The sequence below is a fragment of the Nonomuraea sp. NPDC050202 genome, assembly GCF_040656115.1.
Classification (GTDB): Bacteria; Actinomycetota; Actinomycetes; order Streptosporangiales; family Streptosporangiaceae; genus Nonomuraea.
This window is the reverse complement of sequence record NZ_JBFALF010000009.1, coordinates 266175-291665: the sequence shown is the minus strand read 5'-3', so window position 1 is coordinate 291665 and position 25491 is coordinate 266175. Positions and strand designations below refer to the sequence as shown.

The 25491-nt window shown below is 71.8% G+C and carries 25 protein-coding genes; 11 read left to right on the top strand and 14 right to left on the bottom strand.

Annotated elements, in window-relative coordinates; all coding sequences use genetic code 11:
- Positions 1-70: 70 nt before the first annotated feature.
- Positions 71-304 carry a DUF3107 domain-containing protein gene (locus AB0I79_RS25860; RefSeq protein WP_357877269.1) on the top strand — a complete coding sequence of 78 codons (234 nt, stop codon included), beginning with the start codon at positions 71-73 and terminating at the stop codon, positions 302-304.
- Positions 305-787: 483 nt separating this feature from the next.
- On the opposite strand, the gene AB0I79_RS25855 is transcribed toward AB0I79_RS25860, so the two are convergent.
- Complete coding sequence (locus tag AB0I79_RS25855; protein ID WP_357877266.1) at positions 788-1432, bottom strand: ferritin-like fold-containing protein; 645 nt, start codon at positions 1430-1432, stop codon at positions 788-790.
- 351 nt (positions 1433-1783) lie between these two features.
- On the opposite strand from AB0I79_RS25855, the gene AB0I79_RS25850 reads away from it, so the two are divergent.
- Positions 1784-3748, top strand: a complete 1965-nt coding sequence (locus AB0I79_RS25850; protein WP_357877263.1) for a DEAD/DEAH box helicase — start codon at positions 1784-1786, stop codon at positions 3746-3748.
- A 224-nt stretch (positions 3749-3972) separates the two neighbouring features.
- Here AB0I79_RS25850 and AB0I79_RS25845 read toward each other — a convergent pair whose 3' ends face one another.
- Positions 3973-4539 (bottom strand): GNAT family N-acetyltransferase, encoded by a 567-nt coding sequence (locus AB0I79_RS25845; protein ID WP_357877260.1) that lies wholly within the window; start codon positions 4537-4539, stop codon positions 3973-3975.
- Positions 4540-4621: 82 nt separating this feature from the next.
- Here AB0I79_RS25845 and AB0I79_RS25840 point away from each other — a divergent pair, with 82 nt between their 5' ends.
- Together AB0I79_RS25840 and AB0I79_RS25835 are read left to right on the top strand one after the other, a co-directional pair.
- On the top strand, positions 4622-5512 hold the full coding sequence (locus AB0I79_RS25840) for an alpha/beta hydrolase (protein WP_357877257.1): 891 nt from the start codon (positions 4622-4624) through the stop codon (positions 5510-5512).
- Positions 5513-5525: 13 nt separating this feature from the next.
- Positions 5526-6425 carry an oxygenase MpaB family protein gene (locus AB0I79_RS25835; protein WP_357877254.1) on the top strand — a complete coding sequence of 300 codons (900 nt, stop codon included), beginning with the start codon at positions 5526-5528 and terminating at the stop codon, positions 6423-6425.
- Between the two features lie 72 nt (positions 6426-6497).
- Here AB0I79_RS25835 and AB0I79_RS25830 read toward each other — a convergent pair whose 3' ends face one another.
- From AB0I79_RS25830 to AB0I79_RS25820, 3 genes are read right to left on the bottom strand one after another with little or no spacing between them, the layout of a single operon-like run.
- Positions 6498-7406, bottom strand: a complete 909-nt coding sequence (locus AB0I79_RS25830) for a PD-(D/E)XK nuclease family protein (RefSeq protein ID WP_357877251.1) — start codon at positions 7404-7406, stop codon at positions 6498-6500.
- Positions 7407-8117, bottom strand: a complete 711-nt coding sequence (locus AB0I79_RS25825; RefSeq protein WP_357877248.1) for an MBL fold metallo-hydrolase — start codon at positions 8115-8117, stop codon at positions 7407-7409.
- Between the two features lie 40 nt (positions 8118-8157).
- Entirely contained in the window at positions 8158-8784 is a 627-nt protein-coding gene (locus AB0I79_RS25820) for a DUF6758 family protein (RefSeq protein WP_357877445.1), read from the bottom strand.
- Between the two features lie 74 nt (positions 8785-8858).
- Here AB0I79_RS25820 and AB0I79_RS25815 point away from each other — a divergent pair, with 74 nt between their 5' ends.
- Complete coding sequence (locus AB0I79_RS25815; protein ID WP_357877245.1) at positions 8859-9257, top strand: NUDIX domain-containing protein; 399 nt, start codon at positions 8859-8861, stop codon at positions 9255-9257.
- 2 nt (positions 9258-9259) lie between these two features.
- Here AB0I79_RS25815 and AB0I79_RS25810 read toward each other — a convergent pair whose 3' ends face one another.
- Both AB0I79_RS25810 and AB0I79_RS25805 read right to left on the bottom strand, forming a co-directional pair.
- On the bottom strand, positions 9260-12394 hold the full coding sequence (locus tag AB0I79_RS25810; protein ID WP_357877242.1) for a hypothetical protein: 3135 nt from the start codon (positions 12392-12394) through the stop codon (positions 9260-9262).
- A gap of 342 nt (positions 12395-12736) precedes the next feature.
- Positions 12737-13723, bottom strand: coding sequence for a CPBP family intramembrane glutamic endopeptidase (locus tag AB0I79_RS25805; protein WP_357877239.1), 987 nt, complete (start codon positions 13721-13723; stop codon positions 12737-12739).
- Between the two features lie 99 nt (positions 13724-13822).
- Between AB0I79_RS25805 and AB0I79_RS25800 the strand changes: the two genes are divergently transcribed.
- Complete coding sequence (locus tag AB0I79_RS25800; protein WP_357877236.1) at positions 13823-14512, top strand: hypothetical protein; 690 nt, start codon at positions 13823-13825, stop codon at positions 14510-14512.
- Complete coding sequence (locus AB0I79_RS25795) at positions 14509-15057, top strand: DUF6529 family protein (protein WP_357877233.1); 549 nt, start codon at positions 14509-14511, stop codon at positions 15055-15057. Before AB0I79_RS25800 ends, AB0I79_RS25795 begins: the two co-directional genes overlap by 4 nt.
- Here the strand turns inward: AB0I79_RS25795 and AB0I79_RS25790 are convergent.
- Positions 15047-15979, bottom strand: coding sequence for a CoA ester lyase (locus AB0I79_RS25790; protein WP_357877230.1), 933 nt, complete (start codon positions 15977-15979; stop codon positions 15047-15049). The genes AB0I79_RS25795 and AB0I79_RS25790 overlap by 11 nt on opposite strands.
- A gap of 90 nt (positions 15980-16069) precedes the next feature.
- Between AB0I79_RS25790 and AB0I79_RS25785 the strand changes: the two genes are divergently transcribed.
- Positions 16070-16438: a hypothetical protein gene (locus tag AB0I79_RS25785; RefSeq protein ID WP_357877227.1), complete on the top strand. Its 369-nt coding sequence runs from the start codon at positions 16070-16072 to the stop codon at positions 16436-16438.
- Here AB0I79_RS25785 and AB0I79_RS25780 read toward each other — a convergent pair.
- A complete protein-coding gene (locus tag AB0I79_RS25780) occupies positions 16422-17351 on the bottom strand; it encodes an EamA family transporter (RefSeq protein WP_357877225.1) in 930 nt (309 codons plus the stop codon). The genes AB0I79_RS25785 and AB0I79_RS25780 overlap by 17 nt on opposite strands.
- 140 nt (positions 17352-17491) lie before the next feature.
- Here AB0I79_RS25780 and AB0I79_RS25775 point away from each other — a divergent pair, with 140 nt between their 5' ends.
- A complete protein-coding gene (locus AB0I79_RS25775) occupies positions 17492-18748 on the top strand; it encodes a CBS domain-containing protein (protein WP_357877222.1) in 1257 nt (418 codons plus the stop codon).
- A complete protein-coding gene (locus AB0I79_RS25770; protein WP_357877219.1) occupies positions 18738-19220 on the top strand; it encodes a DUF1003 domain-containing protein in 483 nt (160 codons plus the stop codon). Before AB0I79_RS25775 ends, AB0I79_RS25770 begins: the two co-directional genes overlap by 11 nt.
- Here the strand turns inward: AB0I79_RS25770 and AB0I79_RS25765 are convergent.
- Positions 19189-19671: a MarR family transcriptional regulator gene (locus AB0I79_RS25765; RefSeq protein ID WP_357877216.1), complete on the bottom strand. Its 483-nt coding sequence runs from the start codon at positions 19669-19671 to the stop codon at positions 19189-19191. The two genes, AB0I79_RS25770 and AB0I79_RS25765, sit on opposite strands and share 32 nt — an antisense overlap.
- Positions 19672-19830: 159 nt before the next feature.
- Here AB0I79_RS25765 and AB0I79_RS25760 point away from each other — a divergent pair, with 159 nt between their 5' ends.
- A complete protein-coding gene (locus tag AB0I79_RS25760) occupies positions 19831-20967 on the top strand; it encodes a P-loop NTPase (protein WP_357877213.1) in 1137 nt (378 codons plus the stop codon).
- Between the two features lie 90 nt (positions 20968-21057).
- Here AB0I79_RS25760 and AB0I79_RS25755 read toward each other — a convergent pair whose 3' ends face one another.
- The 4 genes from AB0I79_RS25755 to sigE all read right to left on the bottom strand — a co-directional run bounded on the left by AB0I79_RS25755 (position 21058) and on the right by sigE (position 25412).
- Positions 21058-21426, bottom strand: coding sequence for a sec-independent translocase (locus tag AB0I79_RS25755; protein ID WP_357877210.1), 369 nt, complete (start codon positions 21424-21426; stop codon positions 21058-21060).
- 763 nt (positions 21427-22189) lie between these two features.
- Positions 22190-24085: a trypsin-like peptidase domain-containing protein gene (locus tag AB0I79_RS25750; protein WP_357877207.1), complete on the bottom strand. Its 1896-nt coding sequence runs from the start codon at positions 24083-24085 to the stop codon at positions 22190-22192.
- Between the two features lie 165 nt (positions 24086-24250).
- Positions 24251-24778 (bottom strand): zf-HC2 domain-containing protein, encoded by a 528-nt coding sequence (locus AB0I79_RS25745; RefSeq protein WP_357877204.1) that lies wholly within the window; start codon positions 24776-24778, stop codon positions 24251-24253.
- Between the two features lies 1 nt (position 24779).
- Positions 24780-25412 (bottom strand): RNA polymerase sigma factor SigE, encoded by a 633-nt coding sequence (gene sigE, locus AB0I79_RS25740; protein ID WP_357877201.1) that lies wholly within the window; start codon positions 25410-25412, stop codon positions 24780-24782.
- Positions 25413-25491: the final 79 nt, after the last annotated feature.

Below are 25491 nucleotides of genomic sequence, written 5' to 3'. Positions count from 1 at the left end.
CATTCGCCCCGTTCCAGGGTTCTACCCGCGACGATGGGTGTGAGCCAGCCCGTCGACTAGGGAGCCCACCATGGAAATCAAGATCGGCGTACGCTCCGTACACCGCGAACTCGTTGTCGAGACCGACCTCAGCGCCGAGCAGATCGAAGAGGAGCTCAGGAACGCCTTGTCGGTCGATCGCGGCGGTGTGTTCGCGATCACCGATGTGAAGGGCAGGCGGGTCGTGGTGCCGGTGGCCGCGCTCGGGTTCGTCGAGATCGGCGAGGACGAGTCCAGGCCGGTCGGATTCGGCGGCACGCTCTAACAGCTCAGCTGAGCCGGGGGGTACGGCTGTCCGCGCCGTACCCTTCACGAGCTCTGCCACGCCCCGACCCGGCCAGCCACGCCCCGCCCCGGCCTGTCGCGGCGGGCTCAGCTCCGGGGGCGAGGCCGCGTCAGGCGGCAGCCGCGGGGCCGCCGGTCCCTGAGGACGGCATCACACCTCGGATCGGTGGCCGGGCAGCGCGTGCTCTCCCTTCGCAGCACGGCGCGGGTGGTCCAGCGGTTCGGCCCACATCTTGTCGAAGAACTGCCGTAGCGGCGCGAGGCCCTCATGACGGCACGCTACAACCGCCGGCCTCCCCCGCGCCGCCCGATGGCAAGACCCGCCCAGATACCCACACAGATACCCCGCCCAGACGCCCCGCTCAGGGGCCGCCGCTCGGAGACAGCCGCTCAGGGGCCGCCGCTCGGAGACAGCCGCTCAAAGGCAGCCGTCCGATGGCAGGATCCGCTCAGAGGCCGCTGCTCAGAGGCCCATCGCCGCCATGCGCTTGTTGTGCGCCTCGGTCAGCTTGGCGAAAAGCCGGGAGATGTCCGTATGGCCCTCTTGCTGTGACTCCATCAGGAGCAGCGCGAGCTGCGGCCGCGCCGAGGCCACCTGCTGGCCCTGGCTGAGCGCCTCGCCGACCAGCCGCCGCGCCCACAGCGCCAGCCGCCCGGCCGCCGCCGGCTCGGCCTCGATCCCGGCCCTGACCCGCTCGACGGCGAACTGCGAGCGCTCCTCGTCCACCAGCACCTCGTCCACCAGCTTGACGATCGACGGGTCGAGCAGCCTGGCCGCCTCGCGGTAGAAGTCGAGCGCGATGCCGTCGCCCACGTACGTCTTGACCAGCGCCTGGAGCCAGTCCGTCGGCCTGGTCTGCGCGTGCCAGGCGTCCAGCGCGCCCACGAACGGCGTCATGGCCTCCCCGGGATCGGCCCCGAGCTCGGCCAGCCGGTCGCGCAGGAGGCGGAAATGGGCGTACTCGGTGACGGCCAGCTCGCTCAGCGCCGCCCTGTCGGCCAGGGAGGGCGCCAGGGTGGCCGCGTCCTCCGTCATGCGCGCGTACGCGCTGAGCTCCGCGTAGGCCAGCACACCGAGCAGGTCGACGACTCCAGGAGACTCCTTCATGGAAGGCAGCGTACTTCGGAGAATCTTCGGGAACATACGCAAGCTCGGTCAGCGTTGTGGTATCGAGTACACTGCTCTGTGAAAGTGCGACCGCACTGTGTAAATTCGGGGGAATCCCCCGATTACCCCCCGAATCCCCGGGTGCGCGGTCGCTGATGACGCGAGAGGGCTGGCTCTACCGCGAGGACCCACAAAACGGGGGCGTTTTCCGCCCGTCGGTCCCGGCAGGCCCGCCTTCATTTGAGACTGAGGCAGGCCACGCTGACGACTTTCCGAGACCTCGGAGTCACACCAGAGATCGCCGATGCCCTCGAGACCGAGGGTATCGTCACACCGTTCCCCATCCAGGAGATGGCGCTCCCGCTCGCGCTGAGCGGCCAGGACCTGATCGGCCAGGCGCGCACGGGCACGGGCAAGACCTACGCGTTCGGCATCGCGATGCTCCAGAGCATCGGCAAGCCGCGCAAGAACCGCAAGAAGCCCCGCGGGCTGGTCGTCGTGCCGACCCGCGAACTGGCCACGCAGGTCAGCGAGGACCTCGTGACCGCGGCGGGCAAGCTCGGCTCCCGGGTCCTGACCGTGTACGGCGGGCGCGCGTACGAGCCGCAGATCGAGGCGCTCAAGGCCGGGGTCGACGTCATCGTCGGCACCCCCGGCCGTCTGCTCGACCTGGTCAAGCAGAAGCACCTCGACCTGAGCCAGATCACCGCGCTCGTGCTCGACGAGGCCGACCGCATGCTCGACCTGGGCTTCCTGCCCGACATCGAGCGGATCTTCAAGCTGATCCCCGAGCAGCGGCAGACGATGTTGTTCTCGGCGACGATGCCGGGCGAGATCGTCGCGCTGTCGCGCAAGTACCTCAACCGGCCGACGCACGTACGCGCCGAGCACGAGAGCGGCGAGGGCGAGACCACGCCGCAGGTGCGCCAGATCGTGTGGCGCACGCACCGCATGGACAAGATCGAGATCCTCGGGCGGTTGCTGCAGGCCGACGGCCGCGGGCTCACCATGGTCTTCTGCGAGACCAAGCGGGCCTGCGACATGGTCGCCGAGCAGCTCGACACGCGTGGATTCGCGGTCGCGGCCGTCCACGGCGACCTCGGCCAGGGCCAGCGCGAGCAGGCGCTGCGGGCGTTCCGCAACGGCAAGATCGACGTGCTGGTGGCCACCGACGTGGCCGCCCGCGGCATCGACATCGACGACGTCACCCACGTGGTCAACTACGACTGCCCCACCGACGACAAGACCTACGTGCACCGCATCGGCCGTACCGGCCGGGCCGGGCGCACGGGCATCTCGGTCACGTTCGTGGAGTGGGAGGAGCTGACCCGCTGGAAGATGATCAACCAGATGCTCGGGCTCGACTTCGCCGAGCCCGAGGAGACCTACTCCACCTCGCCGCACGTCTACTCCGAGCTGAGCATCCCCGAGGGCACCAAGGGCGTGCTGCCGCACGCCGCCCGTTCGCGCGCAGGCCTGTCGGCCGAGCGCATCGAGGACCTCGGCGAGACCGGCCGGACCCGCACGCGTGGCGGGCGACGCCGTGACGAGCGCGAGGAGCGTCCCGCCCGTACGCCCCGCCAGCGCCGCCGCACCCGCGGCGGGAAGGAGCTGGCGGAGTCCGCACCTGTCGAGAGTCCGGAGGTCGAGCTCGTGGATGCCAAGACGGAGGAGACTCCGGCGATCTTCACCACGGACGAGATCCAGGCGGCCACCGAGCCCAAGCGCACCCGTACGCGTAGGGGCGCCGCCTCCTCCGCCATCGAGCAGGCGCTCGCCGACGCCCCCGAGGCGCCGGTCAAGCCCACCCGCTCGCGCCGCGCCGAGGAATCCGAGGAGGAGACCGTGGAGGCACCCGCCGCCATGCGCACCCGTACCCGCAAGGCTCCTGCCGAGGAGGTCGCGGAGGCGCCCGTCAAGCGCACCCGTACGCGCAGGACCGCGGCTCCCGCCGAGGTGGAGAGCGTCGAGACGGCCGTGGAGCCGTCCGCCGCGCCCGCCTCGCCGGAGCGCCAGGCGCCCGCCGTCGTGGAGCACCAGGCACCCGCCGTCACGGAGCGTCAGGCACCCGCGGCGCCGCCCGTCACGTCGTCGGTGCCCGAGACGAGCTTCTCGACGCCGCCCCCGCCGGTGCGCAGGGAGCCGGAGCGGATCATCCCGCCCAGCCCGTTCGCGGTGATCTTCCAGTCGCCGGACCTGGCCACGGACGACGATGACATCGCCCCGTCGGCGGCGACGGAGCGCAAGCAGCAGCGCCGCCAGCCCCGCAGCGGCGGTGGCGGTGGCGGTGGCGGCAACCGCCGCCGCATGGGCTGACCGTCCGGCGACGCCCGGCGCGCGTGGGCTGACACGCACCACGCGCGCGGGCGCAGGCACGTCCCAGCAGGCGCAGGCACGTCTCAGCGGCGCAGGCACGTCCAACGGGCGCAGGCACGTCCAACGGGCGCAAGCACGTCCAACGGCGCAGGCACGTCCAAGGGCGCGCACCCACACCGGGGTGCGCGCCCTTCACATGTGCCGGGCCGGCGAGGCGGTGGCCATCACGCCGTCGTGACGCGCATGATCGGCCGGGCCGGCGAGCGGCGCTCGACCTCCTCGAACCCCGCCTCCTCGAACAGCGACCGCCACCCGTGGTACAGCTCATCGGCCGGCAGCCGCTTCTCCGAGTCCTTCGGGTACCCCTCGACCACCCGCGCCCCCTGCGAGGCCGCGTACGAGACGGCCCCGTCGAGCAGGGCGGCCGGCACGCCCTGCCCGCGCCCCTCGCGCCGCACGTAGAAGCACGTCACCGACCACACCCCGGCCTCCCCCTGCGAGGCCGGCCGGGCGACACGCGACCGGAGGAGCCGTGCGTGCTCCTCACGCGGCGCCACAGCGCACCAGCCCACCGGTGTGCCCGAAAGGTAGGCCAGCACCCCAGGAGCCCGCTCAGCGCCGTCCACGAGCCTCTGGAGGCGCTCCCTGCGCCCGTCGGGCGGGGTGGCGCGGAATTCCGGTCCGGAGAGCCGGAACCACATGCACCAGCACCCGGAATAGGCCCCCTGCGGCCCGAAGACCATCCGCACGTCGTCCCACGAGGTGGCGGGCCGGATCTCGAGATCGCGCATACCTCACAACTCCTCAGAACTCGCACCAGCGTAGTGGACATGCCGGTGTCGAGGCGCTGACCTCTGGGTATTGTTGCCCCACGTGAGTACGCCGCGATTCCTCGACCTGCCTCCTGGCGTCACACCGCAGAAGATCGAGACGCCACAGGGCACGTTCGCGGCCCTGGAGGCCATTCCGGTCAGCGGTGTGGTTGAGCGCTGGCCCGCGCTCCTGGTCCCCGGTCTGACGGGCAGCAAGGAAGACTTCATCGCGGTCCTGATGACCCTGGCCCAGTCGGGCCGCCGGGTGGTGGCGATCGACCTGCGCGGCCAGTACGAGACACCGGGCCCCGACGACCCCGCCTCCTACACGTGCGCCGCGCTCGGGGCCGACGTCGACGTGCTCTCCCAGGTCATCGGCGCCGGCGACCCCGTTCATCTGGTGGGTCACTCGTTCGGCGGGCTCGTGGGCAGGGAGGCGGTGATCGACGGGCGCACGCGCTTCGCCTCGTTCACGCTGATGGGCTCGGGCCCCGCGGCGATCGAGGGCAGGCGGGCCCGCAACGGCAGGAAGATCATGGACGAGGTGCCGTCGCTGGGCCTGGAGGCCGTCTGGCAGGCCAGGTTCGAGCCCGAGGCGCTGGCGCAGGACGTGCCCGACGAGATCCTGGAGTTCCTGCACAAGCGCCTGCTGGCCAACTCGCCGACGGGCCTGTCGTGCATGGCCGAGCAGGTGCTGACCATGCACGACCGCACCGACGAGCTGCGCGAGATCGAGGTTCCCACGCTCGTCCTGTACGGCGAGCACGACGACGGCTGGCCCCCGGAGCTGCAGTCGGAGATGGCCGCACGGCTCGGGGCCGAGTGCGTGGTCGTGCCGGGCGCGGTCCACTCCCCCTCCGTCGAGGCGCCGGAGACGACCGCGGCGGCCCTGGTCAGGTTCTGGAACGCGGCGGAGCAGCACTTCTTGGACATCAGGTCCAATGCGGTGTAACCATGTACTTACTATGGAAGACATCGTCGTCCAGCCGCCGCAGAGCGCGACCTGGCAGGTGCACCTCGACCGTTCGATGTGGGTGGGCGGGGTGCGCGGCCTCATGCTGCAGGCACTCCACCCGCTGGCCATGCTGGGTGTCTGGCAGAACTCCAACTTCCAGGAGGACCCGTTCGGCCGGCTGCGCCGCACCGCCGACTTCGTGGGGCGGGTGACGTTCGGCAGCCCGCGGGAGGCCGACGAGATCGGCAGGCGAGTGCGGGGCATCCACAAGGCGCTGCGCGTCCACGATCCCGAGACCGGCAGGACGCATCGGGTGGACGATCCCGAGCTGCTGCTGTGGGTGCACTGCGCGGAGGTGTCGTCGTACCTGGAGGTGGCCAGGCGCGGCGGGCTGCGGCTCAGCGAGCGCCAGGCCGACCGCTACCTGTACGAGCAGCGCAAGAGCGCCACCTACGTCGGCCTGCACCTCGACGACGTGCCCGGCTCGTGCGCCGAGATGGACGCCTGCTTCAAGCAGATGCGCCCCGCCCTGCGTGTGACGCCGGAGGCGGCCTCGACCGTGCGGTTCCTGCTGTGGCCGCGGCTGCCGCGCGAGCTGCGCATGTTGTCGCCGGGCAAGCCGGCGTGGTTCCCGTTCGGCGCGCTGTGCTACTACACGCTGCCCGGCTGGGCCAAGCGGATGTACGCCGCGCTGCCCGAGGTGCCCCAGGCCACGGTCACGGCCGCGCTGAAGGCGTTCAGGCTGGGCCTGAACTCGCTGCCCGAGCCCGTGCACGACCGGGCCTTCATGCCCGCCACCAGGCAGATGTTGCGGGCGTCCAGGGAGCGGCTGGGGGCGGCGGGCTACGACGTCGGCAAGGGGCTCAAGGGCCTGACCGATCCGCGCCGCTGGCCGCGCCGGGCCGCCTGACGGGCAGCGGCGCGGCGGCCACGACGAGCCCGGCCACCACCGCCGATGACCGACCCCTACGGCCGATGACTGCTATTCGGCCAGGCCGTCCCAAGGCTGGCGTTCGGGACCGGCGGCCAGGCCCTCGGGGCAGTGGCGGCGGAAGTCGCACCAGGAGCAGATCGGCCCCGGGCTGGGCGCGAACAGCTTGTCGACGTCGGCGGGCACCTCGGCGGGGCCGATCGTCTGCCGCTCACCGGGTGGCCGGCGCGGCCCGGACCGCTCGCCCACGGCGGCCCGGTAGCGGTCGTCCGCCTCCGACGCCTCCATGGCGACCTCTTCGGCGCGGCTCAGGTGACGGGCCAGGGACTCCTCGGTGTGCCGCCACTCGACGATCTCGCCGGTGGGCAGGTGGTGCAGCTCGACCGTGCGGCACGGGGTGCGCATCATGCTGGAGGCCGCGACGGCGTAGACGGCCAGGGCCAGCGAGGAGCGGGCGTCGTCCTGCGTGAGCGGGCGGCGGCCGGTCTTGTAGTCGACCACGACCAACTCGTCGCCGCGCCGGTCGAGCCGGTCGATGCGGCCGGACAGGGCGATGACCTTGGTCCGCGTGGCGACCGTGCGCTCGACGCCGACCGGGTCGTCGGACGGATCCAAAGTCGCGACATATCCGGACACGAGGTCGCGGGCCCGGCCCAGCCAGCGTCCCGACTGTTCGGCGTCCCTGAACCCCTCGGTGATCCACCCGTTCGTGAGGAGGATGGCCGCCGTCAGCGGGGTCCTGCGGTCGTACGGCTCCCGCCACCAGCCCGCCAGCGCGTTGTGCACGCTCGCGCCCACGCTGTTGTGCGCCCAGGCGGGCCCCTTGGACGGCTGCGGCCGGTCGAGGTAGGTGAACCGGTAGCGGCGGCGGCAGTCGAGCCAGGTGTTCAACCGCGACGGCGTGCACGAGTAGAGCCGCCGCGGCATCCCGTCCAGCGGTAGCTGGCCCTGCACGGTCACCTAGTCGTCGCCCAGCTTGATCCCGGAGATCCTCGTGCCGTCGGTCAGCGGGCCCTCGCTCTCGGCCTCGGTGTCGACGCGGGTCAGCGAGCCCGAGACCCAGTCGTCGAAGTGCGGCTCCAGGTCGCCGATCGTGACCTCGTCGCCGTGCGCGGCCAGCACCCGCGTGTCGCCGGGCAGCGTGAACAGCCGCCCGCCGATCGAGGTGAGCTGGTCGGCCAGGGCCGGGTACTCGCCGCCCAGCTTGCCGGGGCCGTCGGCCTGCAGGGCCTTGCCGGTGAACACGGCCCCGAGCGCCTCGCAGTAGAGCGACACGCCGCCGGGCGTGACGCCGGGCGTCTCCATGACGTCGAGCTGGACGTCGGCCACGCCGAAGATGCCGTCGTCCTCCATGTCGATGTCGGGCCAGGTCTCGCGCCAGGTCTCCCGCCACAGGGGCTTGTCCTTGGGGTGCAGGGCGACGACGGCCTCGTCCCTGCTGGCCACCTCGATGGCGGCGGCCACGTGGTCGGGCAGGCCCGCCGTGCAGATGACGGCAAGCACCTCCCGCTCGCCCACCTGCTCCAGGATCTTGTCGGCGTCACGCGAGGCGTCGATGACGATCACCTCGTCGTCGTCACCCACGATCCAGGTGTTGTTCTCGACCTTGTGCTCGGTGCCGTCGATGTCGACGACCCCTTCGGTCACCACTCGCTCGATACGCGCTGTCACGCTTCCGAACTCTAGTCCGTTCCTCTGACAGCGCGAATCGCTAATCTTCGAGTCTGCGGGAAAAGGCCCCGAACGGCACGTCCAGCTCGTGGTCACGGGCGTCGAGCAGCGACAGCTCGGCCAGCGCGATCACGCATCCGGCATCGGCCGGCCAGGCGATCGCCCACAGCCAGTTGCCCATCGCCTCGCCCGCGTAGACGGCCCGGTCGTCCTGGCCGTCCACGCACCACAGCGCGGTGGGATGGCCCAGCACGGCGATCTTCGCGTTCGGCGGGCCCGAGTCGAACCCCTCGCCGGGGTCGGGCCCGCCGAGCCCGGCGAACGCGGCGCCCAGCCCGATGCCCGGTTCCTCGGCGATGATCATCAGATCCGCCGGCCCCTCCATCAGCGACGGCCCGGTCAGCGCGACCAGGCTGGCGCGCGCGCCGGTGCGCTGGTCGCCGACCTCGCCGAAGCCGGTCACCAGCCAGCCGGCGGGCAACGGCCAGGGCAGCCACACGGGCACGACTGAGCTCTTGCGTATCGCCTCAAGCGCGGTGCTGGACGGCGGCCACGGAGGCTGATACGGCAGGACATCGCCGTGCGTGTCACATCGAAACGCACTCGACCAGGCGCTCGGCCCGTGAAGCGGGCCAAAGCACCGGGGACAGGTTGGAGCCGCTCTCACAACTACCCACGGTGCTTTCTCCGGCACGGCCACGTCAAGGCCGATCCCCGTTATCCCGTCGTAATCTTGGTCATGTGCGCGTAAATTGTGTGGGCGCGATCATCTTCGACGCCGCTGACCGGCTGCTTCTCGTCAAGCGCGGCCACCCGCCCGGCATGGGGTCGTGGTCCGTTCCCGGCGGGCGGCTGGAGCCGGGTGAGAGCGACGAGGCGGGGGTGCGGCGGGAGGTGCTGGAGGAGACCGGGCTGCGCGTGGAGGTGGGCCGGCTGGCCGGCGCGGTGGACCGGCCGGGCCCGGGCGGGGTCACGTACGTGATCCGCGACTACCTCGCCACCGTGTCCGCAGGCACGCCCGTCGCCGGGGACGACGCGGCGGACGTGCGCTGGTGCGACCGCGCCGACCTGGAGCGGCTGCCGCTGTCGGAGGGCCTGCTGGCGGCCCTGACCGAGTGGGACGTGCTCCCCGGGCGGTAGCCTCACCTGCTCGACGTCAGGCTGGACGTCCACAGGATCAGATGGTCGGCGCTGTACGTCGTGGACCGGCCGAGCGCCACGACCTCCGCCCCGTCCACGGCCACCGCCGACAACCACTGCGTCCCCTGGCCCGCCAGGCGGTCCTTGGTGAGCGCCATGCGGTTCCACGACAGCCCGTCCTGCGACGTCCAGGCCGCGCTGTCGCCCTCGCCCGGCACGCCGTGCCAGCCGACCGCCACCAGCCCCTCCCGCGCCGCGGCCAGGTCGTACACCGCCGCCGCCCGGTCGGCGGGCAGCCAGGCCGTCTCCCAGCTCTCGCCTCCGTCGTCCGAGACGGCGGCGAACGCGCGCCGCGCCCCGTTCGTCAGGGCCGTGCCGATGGCTACGAGCTTGCCCTGGTAAGCGGTGATCCGCCGGAGCCCGGCCGAGGTGGCGTCCGGCGGGGACACGCTCTTGCGCGCGGCCCAGTTCACGCCGTCCGCCGAGTGCCAGACCACGGTGCGCTCCTGGTCGGCGTTGCCGGAGCCGCCCACGGCCACGTACCCGTCGCCGCTCGCGATCGCGTCGTGCACGCGCACGCCCGCGCCGCCCTGCGGCAGCTTGTTGGAGCGGGTGTACTTGCGCATGTCCGGCGTGAACCACATGGCGGCGCCGACCGTGCCCGCCTGGTCCTTCGACTGCCCGGCCAGCACGTAACCCTCCTTGCCCGCGGTCACCACGTCGGTGCGCAGGTAGGGGTGGTCCGGCCGGCGGGCCAGGTCGCCGGTGACGTCGACCCGCTTCCAGCTCTCGCCGTCGGTGGAGGTGACGAGGAGGGGGTCGGTGACGCCGACGTTCGGCTCGGTGCCGCCGACCGCCAGCCAGCCGCGGCCACCGTACGCGACGTCCTCGAGCGTCTGCCTGCCGGTGCCGCCCAGGCTCATCGACTTCCAGCTCTGCCAGTTCCTGATCGTCCACAGGCCGGCGTCACCCGAGGCGGAGCCGACGGCCACGTACCGGCCGCCATGGCTGGCCAGCGCGTTCGTCTCGCGGGCGACCCTGGTCAGACCTGCCACCTCGCCGAGTTGCACGCGCGAGGCGTCGCCGCGCGGGGGCGCGGCCATGAGCACGAGCTGGTTGTCGACGTCGGAGGCCGCGCGGTCGCCGCCGGCGAACAGGGTGCCGCCGTCGGAGATCGTGAACCCGCGCAGCGTCGCACCCGTCAGGTTGCCGAGATCCGCCCGTTTCGTCCACGAACGTCCGTCCGTGGTGGTCAGCACCGTGTACGTGCCCATCCCGCCCGGGCTGATCGCGGCCACGCCCGACGGGTAGGAGATCACCGACTCCACGCCGACGCTCTCGGGGGCGAGGCCGCCGATGGAGCCGCACTGCGACCACTGCGCCCCGGTCGGCGAGCAGTAGACGCGCACGTCGCCCTCGACCGTACGCCGCCGCGTCGGCACCAGCACGAACCGCTTGGGCAGCACCGCCACCGTCCCCGCGCGGGGGTCGGTGGCCTCGGGGAGCTGGAAGCCGGTCGCCTGCCAGTCACGCCCGCCGTTGGCCGAGCGCAGCACCCGCGATCCCTCGCCGTCCGCGGGTACTCCGATGGCCACGACCGTGTCGCCCTTGGCCACCACGGCCCTGAGCTCCCGTACTCCCAGCTCCCTCGTCTCGACGCGCTCCCAGGCCCGGCCCTCGTCCGAGCGCCAGGCCGCCGGCCACGTGCCGCCGTCGTCTCCCGTCGTACGCCCGACGGCGACGAACCCGGAGCCGGTCCGCGCGATGTCCTCGATCCGGTCACCGGCGCGGAACGCGGCCAGCCCCGACGCCTCCACGGCCGTCCAGTTGTAGCCGTCGGCGCTGGTCCACAGGCCGCGCTCGCCGGTGCTCTCGTCACCGCCGCTGGCCAGCCATCTGCCCTCGCCGCCGACCACCCGCCGCACGATGGCAGTGGACGCGCCGTTGACCTGGCCGAGCCGCCAGGTCTTGCCGCCGTCCGGGGAGAACAGGAAGAGCGGGCGCGGGGTGGGGCTGGTCGTGTCGCTGCCGACGGCCACCACGGCGCGGCCCACCGAGGTCATGTCGTTGAGCTTCTGGTCGGTGCCGACGCCGGCGGCGGGGATCGTGAACAGCTCGTCCCCCGAACGTCCGGTGCCCGCCTCCAGGCGCAGGGCGGCGGCCTCGTCGTTCCACTGCCAGACGAGGACGCCGGTGGCCACCAGGACGGCCGCGGCGACGGTCAGGACGATCGGGATGGCCCTGGTGCCGCGGCGGGCGGGGCTGGACCTGCGCACGGCGGCGGGGGCCGGGCCCCGGTGGTGCCGGCCGCCGGAGCCCGGCGCGCTCGCGGGGCCGCTCGCGACCAGCAGGTCCGGCCTGGTGGGACGGCCTCCGGGAGGCCGCCCGACGCGCCGCACCTCGGTCTCGTCCTGCTCCTGCCGGCCGCCGGGCTCGCCACGGTCCTCCTCGGCCGCCTGGCCGGCCTCGCCGGCCGGCACGGGATACACCAGCCGGTACGGCGGTGTGCGGTCCCGCCGCTCCCCGTTGCCCGCCGGGGCCTCCTGGTGAGGCGTCCCGGCGCCAGGCGCCACCGCGTCACCCTCGGGGCGCGGCCGGGGCACCTGTGGAGCGTCCCCGTGCGTCGCGCCGGCGTCGGGCCGGGGTGGAGGCACGTCACCCGCGTGCGGCGGCGGCCCGGCGTCAGTGCGGGGCCGGGGCACGTCGCCGGCATGCGGCGCGGTGTCGGGACGGGACGGGGGCACGTCCCCGGCATGCGGCACGGTGTCAGGACGGGACGGGGGCACGTCCCCGGCATGCGGCGCGGTGTCGGGGCCGGACGGGGGCACGTCGCCCGCGTGCGGCTGCGGCCCCGCGTCAGCGCGGGGGCTCTCGGCCGCGCCCTCCGGGGGCGCGGCGGGGGCGCCCGTCCGGGACGCGGCCGCGTCGGGCCGGGAGCCGCCGGAAGCGTCCGGCTGCGGCGTGGCGGCATCCGGGCGGAGCGGGCCGCCCGCGACCAGCTTGTCGGGCCGGTTGACGATGCGGCGGCGCCGGCGCGGCTCGTCCTCGGGCTCCGCCGTCGGCGAGGTGTACGGCCTGCGCCCCTTGGGCAGCTCCTGCGGCTCGTCGTCGGGGATGGGAGCGGCGAACGGCGGCATGCCCCAGGGCGAGGTCAGCGGTAAGCCCCTGGCCCGGTCGTCGGTGGGGCCGGGCGGTGAATGGCTGATCCTGGGCTCTTGCGAGGGGGAATGGGGTTCGGACGCGCCCTCGGAGCGAGGGTCGTCGTCTTCTGGCGGTCGCCGTGGCGGTTCGCTGGGGCCGGAGGCCACGCGCCGTACCTCCTAGTCGAGCTCGTCGTACAGGCAGATCAAGGCCGCGTTCGCGGACCGTTCCAGGGCGGCGCGGAGGGGCCCGTGCCGTCCCGACAGCATCCAGACCAGCATGACTCGGCCGGAATTACGAGACCTCTCTAGCGAGATTCCCCACACCTCGCGCCGGATTTATTCCGAAATAGTCCTAATTGACTGCTTTTTGGCTAGATACATCACACCAAACGCATACACCCCGAGCTGCACCACGGTACCCGCCAACGCCTGCCACGGTACCGGCACTTTCGCCTGATCCAGCGCGTCCTCCAGGTCACCCGCAGCCGCGCTGATCCCGAAGGCCACCACGTTGTTCACCACGTGCAGCGCGATCGGCGCCTCCAGCCCGCCCGTCCGCACCGCCAGCCAGGCCATCACCACCCCGAACGCGAACACGTCCACCAGCCCCGCCCAGGAGTACCCGTGCAGCGACGCGAACAGCGCGGACCCGATGAGGATGCCCCAGACGGGGTTGCGCACGTGCGCCCCGACGGCCTGCATGAACCAGCCGCGGAAGACGTACTCCTCGGCCGCGGCCTGGAACGGCACCAGCAGCACGATCACGATGATCAGCGGCAGGAAGGCCGACCACCCGGCCCACCCGAACATGCCCGCGTCCAGGCCGGAGACCGACAGGGCCAGATACTGCGCCCCCTGCCCGAGCGCCAGCGCCAGCACGGCCAGCGCCGCGCACCGCGCCATCCAGGACCAGCGCAGGCGTCCCACCACCGACGAGAGCGTCCCCGGGCGGCGCCGCTGGACGAGCGCCGCCGTGCCCTGCACGAGCAGCAGCACGGGCGCGATGGACAGCAGCGTCATCGTCAGCCCGTACGCGGTGCCCCGCGGCACCCCCGTCTCGGGGTCCACGGCCTCGGGCAGGCCGAGGAGCTCCGTCCCCAGCATGAACGCGACGACGACCACGACGCCGATCGCCAGGAACCCGGCGCCGACGATCAGCGTGCCGACGATCGCCCGCCACGGACGGACGCCGGGGATCGCGGCGAGATGGTCGAACCGGGCCCCGCGAGGGACGGCCACGAACCAGGGGGGCGCCTGCTGCGGGTACGGATACCCCGCTGCCTGAGTGCCGTACGGAAATGGGGACCCCGGATTTTCCTGCATATCTCCATTCTGTCCACTTGATGCGCATTAGTTCACAGACGGTCCGCCGTTTTAGGCGGATGCTCAGAGTCGTAGGCAATTCGACCCTGGGAGCAGTCCATGTCAAGGCTGGGACCTGTCATCACCCTCGCGGCGGGCGCAGTGCTCGCCCTGGGGCTCGGTGTCGCCAGCACCATCGCGACACCCGCGGCCGAGCAAACGGCCGCCGGCACCGCTGCCGAAGCACCCCCCGCCGAGGAGAACACCGCGGCGCCGTCCCCCTCCCCCTCGCGGACGGCGGCCAAGAAGATCGCCAAGGCCGACTACGGCGGCCGGGTGAAGGGCAACGGCGCCCTCATCGCCATCTCCATCAGGAACGGCAAGGCCATCGGCTACTTCTGCGACGGCAAGACCGAGGCCTGGTTCAAGGGCTCGGAGTCCGACGGCGAGCTCCAGCTCAAGGGCGTGGCGAACGCCGGCTCCAAGGTGACGGCCGAACTGGGCGGCGGCCGCGCCGAGGGCTGGGTCGCCGTCGGCGGCAAGAAGTGGGACTTCACGGCCCCCACGGTGGTCAAGCCGTCGGGCCTGTACCGGGCCACCGCGATCGTCAGAGGGGCCAGGCTGCGCGCCGGCTGGATCATGATCAAGAACCCGAACGGCGGCTACTACCAGGTGGGCGCCGCCTTCGCCGGGGAGGAGCAGCTCGACATCCCGCAGCTCGACAGCGAGCAGCCCACCGCCCCCGTCACCGTGGACGGCACCACGGTCAACCCCGAGGACGTCGACGGCTTCATCGAGGAGATGCAATGACCGCCATCCACCAGCAGCGCCGCTCCCCCAGCGCGACCTCGTTACTGGTGCCGCTGCTCGTCGGCGGCCTCGTGGTGCTCGCGCTCGGCGTCTACGGGCGGGTGCACACGCCGAGCGGGTTCGCCGTCGGCGTGGCGGGCTTCTCCGCGGCGCTGCCGATGAAGGTGTGGCTGACCACCGGCGCGTTCGTGCTGGCGATCGTGCAGGTGGTCTCGGCCCTGTCGATGTGGGGCAAGCTCGGGATCACGATCCCGCTCGCCGTGCACCGCTGGTCGGGCCGGCTGGCGTTCGTGCTCACGATCCCGGTCGCCTTCCACTGCCTGTACGCCCTCGGCCTGCAGTACGACGTTCCGCGCGTGCTCGCGCACTCGCTGCTCGGCTGCTTCTTCTACGGCGTGTTCACCGCGAAGATGCTGGCCCTGCCCAAGCGCGACACGCCGGGCTGGACGCTGCCGGTGCTCGGCGGGCTGACGTTCACGGCGCTCGTGGGTCTCTGGCTGACCTCGTCGTTCTGGTTCTTCACCGCCATCGGCTTCAAGGTGTGAACCTCTTCGTACGGCTCAGCCCGGCCGCCCGCCCCTTGGCGGCCACGACGAGCGCCATCTTCCTGGAGGCCTCGTCGATCATCTCGTCGCCCAGCATGACCGCGCCGCGCTTCTCGACGGTGGTGTAGTACTCGTACGCCTCCAAGATGAGCTCGGCGTGGTCGTAGTCCTCCTGCGACGGCGAGAACACCTCGTTGGCGGCGTCCACCTGCGCCGGATGCAGCACCCACTTGCCGTCGAACCCCAGCGCCGCCGCCCGCTGCGCGACCCGGCGGAAGCCCTCGACGTCCTTGATCTGCAGGTAGGGCCCGTCGATCACCTGCAGGTCGTGCATCCTGGCCGCCATGAGGAGCCGCATGAGGATGTAGTGGTAGGCGTCGCCCTCGACGTAGCCGGGCGGCTGCTCGCCGACGACGAGCGTGCGCATGTTGATGGAGGCCATGAAGTCGGCGGGGCCGAACACGAGCGTCTCCAGCCGCTTGGACGACCCGGCGATGGCGTCGGCGTTCACCAGGCCGCGGGCGTTCTCGATCTGCGCCTCGATGCCGATGCGGCCCACCTCGTAGCCCATGGTCTTCTCGATCTGCGTGAGCAGCGTGTCGAGCCAGACGACCTCGGTCGGGTCCTGCACCTTGGGCAGCATGAGGCAGTCGAGGAACGCCCCCGCGCCTTCGACGATCTCGATCACGTCGCGGTACGTCCACTGCGTCGTCAGGTCGTTCACCCTGACCACGCGGGTCTTGCCCGACCAGTCGCCCTCGCGCAGGGCGGCGACGACGTTGCCCCGCGCCTCCTCCTTGGCCAGCGGCGCGACGGAGTCCTCCAGGTCGAGGAAGACCTCGTCGACGGGCAGGGTCTGAGCCTTCTCCAGGAACCGGGGGTTGCTGCCTGGCACGGCGAGCACAGAACGTCGTGAGCGCATGCGCACACGCTACTGGTCGCCGGTGAAGCCGTTTGCATGCCCTGGAGACGACCTCGTGGCGGCGGCGGTTCGCCGGTTACAGTCACATCTGTGAGCGACAACAAGACGGCCATCGAGGAGGGCGCCAAGAAGTCCGGCATCCTCTGGCTCACCCTCGACCGTCCTCGCCTGGCCTGGCACGCCTGGCACGACGGCGCGATCTACCTCGTGACGGGGGGCGAGGAGCAGCGGCTGCCCGGGCTCGACGCGCTCGACCGGGTGCACGTCACGCTGCGCAGCAAGGACAACGGGGCCAGGCTGGTGGAGTTCGAGGCCGCCGTGTCGGCCGTCGACCAGGCCGCGGCGGCCGACGCCGTGGCGGTGCTGGCCAAGGAGCGGCTCAACGCCCGCGACAGCGAGCACCTCACCGAGCGCTGGGCCCGCGAGTCCACCGTCTGGCGGCTCACCCCGGAGCGGTGACCGCCTCCGGCTCCCCGACGACCTCCGGCTGAGCGCTGGAGGTGGCGGTCTGGGCGAGCAGCGCGCCCGACAGCACGAGCAGGCCGCCCAGGATCTGGAACGCCCCGAGCGTCTCGCCGACCAGCGCCCAGGCCACGATGGCGCCGCCGATGACCTCCAGCGACGCCACGGTGGCGCCCACCGCGGCCGACAGCCGCCGCACGGCGTTGACGCCCAGGATGTACGCGATCACGGTGGCGATCAGCACCATCCACAGGTACGCGCCCAGCACCGGCAGCCGCTGGCCGCCCTCCGGCGCGGCGGTGACCGTGAAGGCCTCCCACGGGATGTTCCACGGCCGGGCGAACGGGATCAGCACCAGGGCCGCCCCCGCCATGCCCCAGGCGATCAGGCCGAGGGGGTCGATGTCGTCGCCGAAGCTATCGTTCATCAGGAAATATCCGGCGCAACACGCCCCGGCCAGCAGCCCCAGCAGCAGCCCCAGCGCGTCCAGGCGCAGGCCCTGCCACGCCTCGACGACGATCCCGAGGCCCACGACCGCGACGACGGCGCCCACGTACGCGGCGCGCGCGAGCCGTACCTTGCGGATGATCCGCACCCAGGCCACCACCATCACCGGCGCCATGAACTCCAGCAGCAACGCGATCCCCACCGGCAGCCGCGTGATCGCCACGAAGTACAGCGCCTGCACGCCGGCCACCGCCATCACCGCGTACAGCGCGAAGAACGGCAGCCTGGAGCCGGGGATCCGCAGCGCGCGCGGCCTGAACACGGCCAGCACCGCCAGGAGCAGCAGCCCCGCGCCGGCCATCCGCGTCCACACGGCCTCGATCGGCGCCAGCCCGGCGGCGATGAGGTACTTGGCCATGGGCCCCGAGAACGCGAAACAGCACGAGGACACGAACGCGAGCATCAGCCCCGCATACCTCATCGCACACCACCCACCACGTAATCACCGTTCAGCGGGTTTGATACTGACATGCCGGACATCCTAGGTGCAACGGGATACGAGCGCCTCCGGGGCGGGCGGGACGGCGCTGTTAGCCTGGCAGGGTGAAGATCTTCGTGGCCCGGCTTCCCGGGACCCCGGTCTTCGACCCGGCCGGCGACCAGATAGGCCGGGTCAGAGACGTCGTGGTCGGGCTGCGCATCGGCCGGCGCCCCCGGGTGCACGGCTTCGTGGTGGAGGTGCAGCCGCGCCGCCGGGTGTTCATGCCGATCACCCGGGTCCGCCGCATCGAGGCCGGCTCCGTGGTGTTCACCGGGCGGCTCAACATGCGCAGGTTCGAGCAGCGCGCCTCCGAGACGCTGGTCATCGGCCAGATGCTCGACCTCACCGTACGCGTCGGCGACGAGCCCATGACGGTGTACGACGTGGGCATGGAGGAGCTGAAGCCGTCCAACTGGGAGATCACCAAGGTCGCCGTCTACAAGGGCAGGCGGCGCGAGCCACGCACGGTCGACTGGGGAGAGGTGTCGGGGTTCGACACGCTGCAGAAGGACCAGGGGGCCGCCGGGCTGATCGCCGCGTTCGAGTCGCTGCGCGCCGCCGACATGGCCAGCGCGCTGCACGACCTGCCCACCAAGCGGCGCATCGAGATCGCCCGCGCGCTGCACGACGACCGGCTGGCCGACGTGCTGGAGGAGCTGCCGCCCGACGACCAGATCGGCATCCTGGGCACGCTGGAGCCCGAGCGGGCCGCCGACGTGCTGGAGGAGATGGGGCCCGACGACGCCGCCGACCTGCTGCACGACCTGCCCGAGGAGCAGGCGGCCGAGCTGCTGGCGCTGATGGAGCCCGGGGAGGCGGCGCCGGTGCGGCGGCTGCTGACGTACCCGGAGACCAGCGCAGGCGGCGTGATGACGAACGAGCCGGTGATCCTGCCGCCCACCGCCACCGTCGCCGAGGCGCTGGCGCACATCAGGCAGCAGGACCTGACGCCCGCCGTGGCCTGCCAGGTCTACGTCACCAGGCCGCCGACCGAGACGCCGACGGGGAAGTACCTCGGGGTGACGCACTTCCAGCGGCTGCTGCGCGAGCCTCCGTCCACGCTGCTCGGCAGCGTGCTCGACCCCTCGATCGACCCCATCAGGCCGGACTTCACGCTCCGGCAGGTGACCTACTACCTGGCCAACTACAACCTCGTCGCCGCCCCCGTCGTGGACGAGCTGGGCCGTCTCGTCGGCGCCGTGACGGTGGACGACGTGCTGGACCACATGCTGCCCGAGGACTGGCGCGAGCGGGCGGACGACCGTGACGACCTGCTGACGGAGCACCGGCGCGAGGGAGCCGACGACCGTGACGACTGACCGCCTCGACCAGCCCAGGGACCTGCGCCGCACGCTGCGCCCGCACTACGACCCCGAGGCGTTCGGCCGCCTGTCGGAGCGGATCGCCCGCTTCCTCGGCACCGCCCGGTTCCTCGTCTACATGACCGTCTTCGTCGCGGTCTGGGTCATCTGGAACGCCGTCGCGCCGGAAGGCTGGAAGTTCGACCCGTACCCGTTCATCTTCCTCACGCTGATGCTCTCGCTGCAGGCCAGCTATGCCGCGCCGCTGATCCTGCTGGCCCAGAACCGGCAGGACGACCGCGACCGCATCCAGTACGAGCAGGATCGCGAGGCCGCCGAGCGCAACCAGGCCGAGATCGAGTACCTGACCCGCGAGATCGCGGGCCTGCGCCTGGCGCTGAACGAGGTGGCCACCCGCGACTACCTGCGCGCCGAGCTGGGCAGGCTGCTGGAGGAGCTCAAGGAGAGCGGTCAGGAGGCGGGGCGCTGAGCTCGTCGCCGAGTTTGGCGAGCATGTGGCGCACCTGCGCGATCTCCCCCGCGTCCAGCATGTCGAGGAACTGCCTCCTGATGCCGCGCAGGTAGGTCGGCGTCGCCTCGGCCAGCCGGGCCGCGCCGCGGTCGCTCAGCACCGCGTACAGGCCGCGGGCGTCGTCGGCGCACGCCTCGCGCGCCACCAGGCCGTCGCGCTGGAGCCGGTCGATGAGCCTGGTCAGGCCGCTGCGCGAGAGCAGGACGCGGTCGGCCAGGTCGTTCATCCGCAGCCGCCTGCGCGGGGCCTCGGCGAGCTGCATGAGCACCTCGTACGAGGCCAGCGGCAGGTCGTGCGCGACGAGCAGCTCACTCTCCAGATGGCGGGTGACGCGCACCTGGGCTCGTTGCAACATGCGCCAGACCGCCAGTTCCTCAGCGGTCAGGCCCTCGTCGCGCAGAAGAGTCACGGAGTAACCTTAGACGTTGTTGCACAGACATCTAACAGTGCGGATTAACCCAGCGCGGGCTTCGGTTCATACCATGGAGGGGCATCCTCGCTGGCGTCCTGCGCCTGTCCCACATAGACCGACTAAGGAGGGACGGCACTCCCTCGTGCCGAGACTTCGATGGCACCAACCCAGGAACTGGTGACGGCGGCCCTGTCCACCGTCATCGACCCCGAGATCCGTCGCCCGATCACGGACCTCGACATGGTCAAGAACATCGAGATCGCTCCCGACGGGGCGGTGCGCGTAGGCGTGTACCTCACCGTGGCCGGATGTCCGATGAAGGACACGATCAGCCGCGATGTCACTACCGCCGTCTCCAAGGTCGAAGGTGTGACCGCCGTCCAGATCGAACTCGACGTCATGAGCGCCGAGCAGCGCAAGACGCTGCAGACCAAGCTGCGCGGCGACCGCGGGCCGGAGAAGGAGATCCCGTTCAACCAGCCGGGCTCGCTGACCCGCGTGTTCGCGGTGGCCAGCGGCAAGGGCGGGGTGGGCAAGTCGTCCGTCACGGTCAACCTCGCCGCCGCCATGGCCGCCAGTGGCCTCAAGGTCGGCATCGTCGACGCCGACATCTACGGTCACAGCATCCCTCGCATGCTGGGCGCCGCCGAGCGGCCCACCAAGGTCGAGGACATGATCATGCCGCCGGTGGCCCACGACATCAAGGTCATCTCGGTGGGGATGTTCAAGCCGCCGGGCAACACGCCGGTGGTCTGGCGCGGGCCCATGCTCGACCGGGCGCTCCACCAGTTCCTGGCCGACGTCTACTGGGGCGACCTCGACGTGCTCCTGCTCGACCTGCCCCCGGGCACGGGCGACATCGCCATCTCGGTGGCCCAGCGGCTGCCGGGGGCGGAGATCCTCGTCGTGACCACGCCGCAGATGGCCGCCGCCGAGGTGGCCGAGCGGGCCGGTTCGATCGCCGCCCAGACCCACCAGCAGATAGCCGGCGTCATCGAGAACATGGCGTGGCTGCCCTGCCCCCACTGCGACGAGCGCATCGCCGTCTTCGGCGAGGGCGGCGGCCAGACGGTGGCCGACGCGCTGACCCGTACGCTGGGGGCACGCGTCCCGCTGCTCGGCCAGGTGCCGATCGACATGCGGCTGCGCGAGGGCGGTGACGAGGGCAAGCCGCTGGTCCTCACCGACCCCGACTCGCCGGCCGCCGCCGAGCTCAAGAAGATCGCGGACGGCCTGAGCAAGCGCTCCTCCAGCCTGAAGGGCCTCCAGCTCGGCCTCGCCCCGCGCCGCTGACCGTCCAGTCCTCGCCCTGAGCCCTCTCCGTCGCCTCCCGGCTTCGGAGGGGGCTCTTTCATGCTCTCTGTACGGCGATGTACGGCTTTGTCAGGTCGCTTCGGAGTCGTAGGGCGGCAGTTCCCCGAAACCGAGCTCATCGACCGGCTCAGCCCCGTACGGAGCCGACGCGGCGACCGGCTCCAGCTCGGGCCGCTTGTTGTCGTTCCAGTCGTCCTCTAGGTCGTCGAGGAGGTGCTTGCGGACGAAGTTACGCGGGTTGAGGTCGGCGGGGTCGAAGTTCTGGAACTCCGGGCCCAGGCCCGCACGCAGGTCGTCACGCGCGTTGTTGGCCATCCGGCGCAGGTTGCGCAGCGTCTTACCCGCCTGCGCGGCGGCCTGCGGCAGTCTTTCTGGACCGAAGACGAGCAGCGCGATCACGATCAGCGCGCCGACCTCCATCCACCCGAGTCCGAACACCGTGAGCTCCTACCGCAGTCAAACCTCTCCGAGGACAACCCCGGCCTATCCACAGACTAAGGGCTCCATCGGGTAGGTCGGTCGTCTCCTCCGGGTCATATCATCCACCCGCCCCTCCCGAACACCCCCCGGTGCGTCGGCCCAGGACGACAGCGCAGGGCACGCGACACACGACGCCCCAGCAGGCGTCGCGACACGGGACGGCACGGCGACGCGGCGGCACGGCACGGCACTGCGGCACAGCGGCACGGCACTGCGACGCGGCGGCACGGCACGGCGGCACGGCGGCACGGCACGGCGGCACGGCGGCACGGCACGGCGGCACGGCACGGCGGCACGGCACGGCGGCACGGCACGGCGGCACGGCACTGCGGCGCAGGGCGGGAGGACGTGACGTGGGCCAAGCCGCGACGGGCCGTCACCCAGCGCCGGGTCGGCGAGACGTTGTACGGTGCAGCTCGGCGCAACGCGCACGGCGCCCAACCCGACCATGCGCCACCGACCGACGCTCCATGACGGACCAACCACGCACGAGCGCGGGGCGCAGGGTGCGGCGCGGGAGCGCGGCGCAGGGCGGCGCGGGGCGCAGCGCAGGGCGAGGCGCAGAGCAGGGCATGGAGCGCGGGATCGGGCGCGGGACAAGGCGCAAGGCGTCCGGCCCGGCCGTGCGTGGCCGGCCTCCTGGGCCCGGAAAGCAACCGCGCCGCTGCAGGGCCCGGGAGCCCGCTGCGGCGCGGTCAGGAAGGAAGGAAGGCGGTCGGTGTCAGGAGGGTGAGGGGGTGGGCTCGTCCTCGGCGACCACCGTGAGCGTGGCGTTGCGTTCCTGCCCCGCCCGCTGGTACTTGATGTTGATCTTCGAGCCGGGCGTCTTGCTCCGGATCAGGGCGATCAGCTCGTTCCCGTCCTGCAGGGCCAGCCCGTCGATCTCCAGGATCACGTCACCGGCCTGCAGCCCCGCCTGGTCGGCAGGCCCGCCCTTGGTGACCGGCTGCTGCCCGCCGGCGGGCTCCGAGGCGATGCGGACGCCCTGACCCCGGTAGTCCTTGTCGAGCACGATGCCGATCTTGGGTCGCTTGGCCTTGCCCGTCGTGATCAGCTCTTCGGCCACCCGCCGCGTCTGGTTGACCGGGATCGCGAAGCCGAGGCCGATGCTGCCGCTCTGGCTGCTCATCGAACGCCCCAGCGTGGCGATGGCCGAGTTCACGCCCACGACCTCGCCCCTGCCGTTCACCAGCGGGCCGCCGGAGTTGCCCGGGTTGATGGCGGCGTCGGTCTGGATCGCGCTGATGTAGGCCGGCTCCTCCGAGCTGGTGCCCGTCTCGTCGCCGGCGATGACCGGGCGGTTGAGCGAGCTGACGATGCCGGTCGTGACCGTGCCGGTCAGGCCCAGCGGGGAGCCGATCGCGATGACCGGGTCTCCGACCACCACCTGATCGGAGTTGCCGAGGGTGATCTCCGGCGTGCCGAACGTCTCCTCCGGCTTGACCACCGCCAGGTCCGAGCCCGGGTCGCGGCCGACGATGCGGGCCGTGGTGGTCTTGCGGTTGTTGAACACGATCCGGATCTCGCCGCCGTTGGCGGCCAGCGCGACCACGTGGTTGTTCGTGACCACGTAACCGTTCTTGATCAGGAAGCCGGACCCGGACGCGCCCTCGGTGTTGCTGCCGTTGCCGACCTCCAGCGAGACGACGCTGGGCAGTACCCGCGCGGCCACGCCCGCCACCGAGTCGGGCTCGCGGTTGGTGGCTCCGGTCGGGAGCGGGCCGAGGCTGTAGGAGGGGTCGTTGGCGCCGCTGGGCTTGGTCAGCAGGTACGTGCTCACGCTGCCGACCACCGAGGCCAGCAGGGCGATGACCACGGCCATGGAGATCAGGAAGCCGGTGCCCGGGCCTCGCCTGGCGGCGCCGGCACCGCCAGGAGGTGGTGGCGCCCAGCCGGGGCCCATCCCGAGTGGCTGGCGGGGAGGCGGCGGCTGGGCCGGCCCGCCGTAAGTGGGCGAACCGCCGAACGGGGGCCCCTCGTAGGAACGGGCGCCGCCGTCCGGCGAGCCGAAGAACGGGCTGTCGTAGGCGCGCGTGCCGTTGTCGGGCCGCGCGCCGCCCTCGGGGGGGCCGAAGGAAGGGCTGTCGTAGGAGCGGGTCGTCGCGTCGGGCGGCCCGAAGGAGGGCCCGTCGCCGATCCGGTTACCGCCGTCGGGCGGTCCGAAGGAAGGACCCTCGCCACCCCGGCTGCCGCCGTCCGGGGAGCCGAAGGAGGGCCGGCTGCCGCCGTCGGGCGGGCCGAACGAGGGCGCGCCGTACTGGGGCCCGGTCTGGGGCCCGGTCTGGGGGCCGGTCTGGGGGCCGGTCTGGGCGCGGTTGTCCTGGCCGGGACCGGGCGTGCCGTAGGAGGAGCCGTTCGAGGGCGAGGCGTCACCGTGCGAGGGGCCGTACGAGGGTCCGTAGGACGGTTCGTACGAGCGCGACTCGTACGGCGGCGAGCCATAGGCCTCGGGACGCCCGGAGGGGTCGCCCCACGTGGTGCCGAACGAGGCAGGCGGCTCCGGCCGCCTGCCTTCCTGTCCGGGCCTGTCGTCAGCGGGTAGGAAGTCCGGCCGCCCCTGTGGCTCGGGGGAGTCCGACGGCGTGCGTCCCTCGGTGGACCGCGTCTCGTCGGTCATCTAAGTCTCACCACTCCTTGGCTCGGCCACCGCAATCCTCGCTCTTGCGGCATACGAGGGCTATAAAGGTTTTGTCAGGACTTGCTTGTGACAATTCCCGAACCCAGATCGTATGCCCCGCGCGCCGCCGACTACGCCAACCGTTTGCTCCCCGGCATGACCCGGTCAAGGCGTGGCGGTCGAAGAGCCGTTCGTAGGCGTAGTACGGGCCTGCTGCTGGAACAGTTCAACCGGCGGGGCCGGATTGTTCTGGCCGATGCCGGTGGTCGCGAAGAAGGTGCCGATCGCCACGGCCGCCGAGACCACCCCGACCGCCACGTACGCCGAACGCCTCCTACCACCGCGGCCAGGACCCGAGGCTCCACCAGTGGCGGCCCTGCGCGGGCGGTTGTCCAGGGGCGCGATGGTGTGCGGCCCGGGGATGGGCACCCCCCCGAACGTACGCGTGGGGAAAGGGCGCTCCCTCGGCGGCAGCGGCCCGCCCGGCTCCGCCATCCGGAGCAGCGACATGGTCAGGTCCGCCGGCATGGCGGGGGTCTCGAGCGAGCGCAGGCGCGACTTCAGCGCCCGCACCGACTCGACCTCGCGCCTGCAGTCAGCACAGAAAGTCAGGTGCGCGAGCGCGCGCTCGCGCTCGGTGTGGTTGAGCTCTCCGTCTACCAGCGCGGAAACACGCTCTCCAAGATGGGACATATCAGACTTCCTCCCCACGGATCACGGTCGGGGGGAGTTGAGAATTACGGGGGGCTCGATGGTCGAGCGCCTCCCGCAACTGCGCCCGGCCACGGTGAATACGGCTTCGGACCGTACCCAGCTTGACGCCGAGCGTGGCCGCGATCTCCTCGTAAGACAGGCCCTCGATGTCGCACAGCACGATCGCGGCCCGGAACTCGGGGGCGAGCGCGTCGAGGGCGGCCTGGATGTCGGGCTCCAGGTGGGCGTCGTCGAACGCCTGCGCCGGAGACGGCTCACGACCGCGCAGCCGCTCGGCCGCGTCGTCGGCGAGCCCCTCGAACCTGATGCGCTGCTTGCGCCGCGCCATGTCGAGGAACAGGTTGGTCGTGATCCGGTGCAGCCACCCCTCGAACGTGCCGGGGGTGTAGCTCGACAGCGACCTGAAAACCCGGACAAAGACCTCCTGCGTGAGGTCTTCGGCATCGTGGACATTGCCGGTCAGCCGGTACGCCAGCCGATACACGCGTGCGGAGTGCGTCCGCACGACCTCCTCCCACGTCGGAGGAGTCCAATCAGACGACACGGGACTATCGGTCTGGTGGTCGCTTTCGTCCACCAGAACTCCTCTCTCTGGGACCACCGCTACCGTCATAGTGCCTGGTTTCGTCCCTTCGTGCGCACTGCCTGCCTTCCGGACCGGCAAAGCCCGTTTAAACCTGCAACGCCTTAGG

What these genes read in the sequence shown, in the direction of transcription:
- AB0I79_RS25860 (WP_357877269.1), top strand. Translation starts at nt 71, where the DNA reads ATGGAAATCAAGATCGGCGTACGCTCCGTACACCGCGAACTCGTTGTC.
- AB0I79_RS25855 (WP_357877266.1), bottom strand. Translation starts at nt 1,432, where the DNA reads ATGAAGGAGTCTCCTGGAGTCGTCGACCTGCTCGGTGTGCTGGCCTAC.
- AB0I79_RS25850 (WP_357877263.1), top strand. Translation starts at nt 1,784, where the DNA reads ATGGCGCTCCCGCTCGCGCTGAGCGGCCAGGACCTGATCGGCCAGGCG.
- AB0I79_RS25845 (WP_357877260.1), bottom strand. Translation starts at nt 4,539, where the DNA reads ATGCGCGATCTCGAGATCCGGCCCGCCACCTCGTGGGACGACGTGCGG.
- AB0I79_RS25835 (WP_357877254.1), top strand. Translation starts at nt 5,526, where the DNA reads ATGGAAGACATCGTCGTCCAGCCGCCGCAGAGCGCGACCTGGCAGGTG.
- AB0I79_RS25810 (WP_357877242.1), bottom strand. Translation starts at nt 12,394, where the DNA reads ATGCCGCCGTTCGCCGCTCCCATCCCCGACGACGAGCCGCAGGAGCTG.
- AB0I79_RS25805 (WP_357877239.1), bottom strand. Translation starts at nt 13,723, where the DNA reads ATGCAGGAAAATCCGGGGTCCCCATTTCCGTACGGCACTCAGGCAGCG.
- AB0I79_RS25800 (WP_357877236.1), top strand. Translation starts at nt 13,823, where the DNA reads ATGTCAAGGCTGGGACCTGTCATCACCCTCGCGGCGGGCGCAGTGCTC.
- AB0I79_RS25795 (WP_357877233.1), top strand. Translation starts at nt 14,509, where the DNA reads ATGACCGCCATCCACCAGCAGCGCCGCTCCCCCAGCGCGACCTCGTTA.
- AB0I79_RS25790 (WP_357877230.1), bottom strand. Translation starts at nt 15,979, where the DNA reads ATGCGCTCACGACGTTCTGTGCTCGCCGTGCCAGGCAGCAACCCCCGG.
- AB0I79_RS25780 (WP_357877225.1), bottom strand. Translation starts at nt 17,351, where the DNA reads ATGCTCGCGTTCGTGTCCTCGTGCTGTTTCGCGTTCTCGGGGCCCATG.
- AB0I79_RS25760 (WP_357877213.1), top strand. Translation starts at nt 19,831, where the DNA reads ATGGCACCAACCCAGGAACTGGTGACGGCGGCCCTGTCCACCGTCATC.
- AB0I79_RS25750 (WP_357877207.1), bottom strand. Translation starts at nt 24,085, where the DNA reads ATGACCGACGAGACGCGGTCCACCGAGGGACGCACGCCGTCGGACTCC.
- AB0I79_RS25745 (WP_357877204.1), bottom strand. Translation starts at nt 24,778, where the DNA reads ATGTCCCATCTTGGAGAGCGTGTTTCCGCGCTGGTAGACGGAGAGCTC.
- sigE (WP_357877201.1), bottom strand. Translation starts at nt 25,412, where the DNA reads ATGACGGTAGCGGTGGTCCCAGAGAGAGGAGTTCTGGTGGACGAAAGC.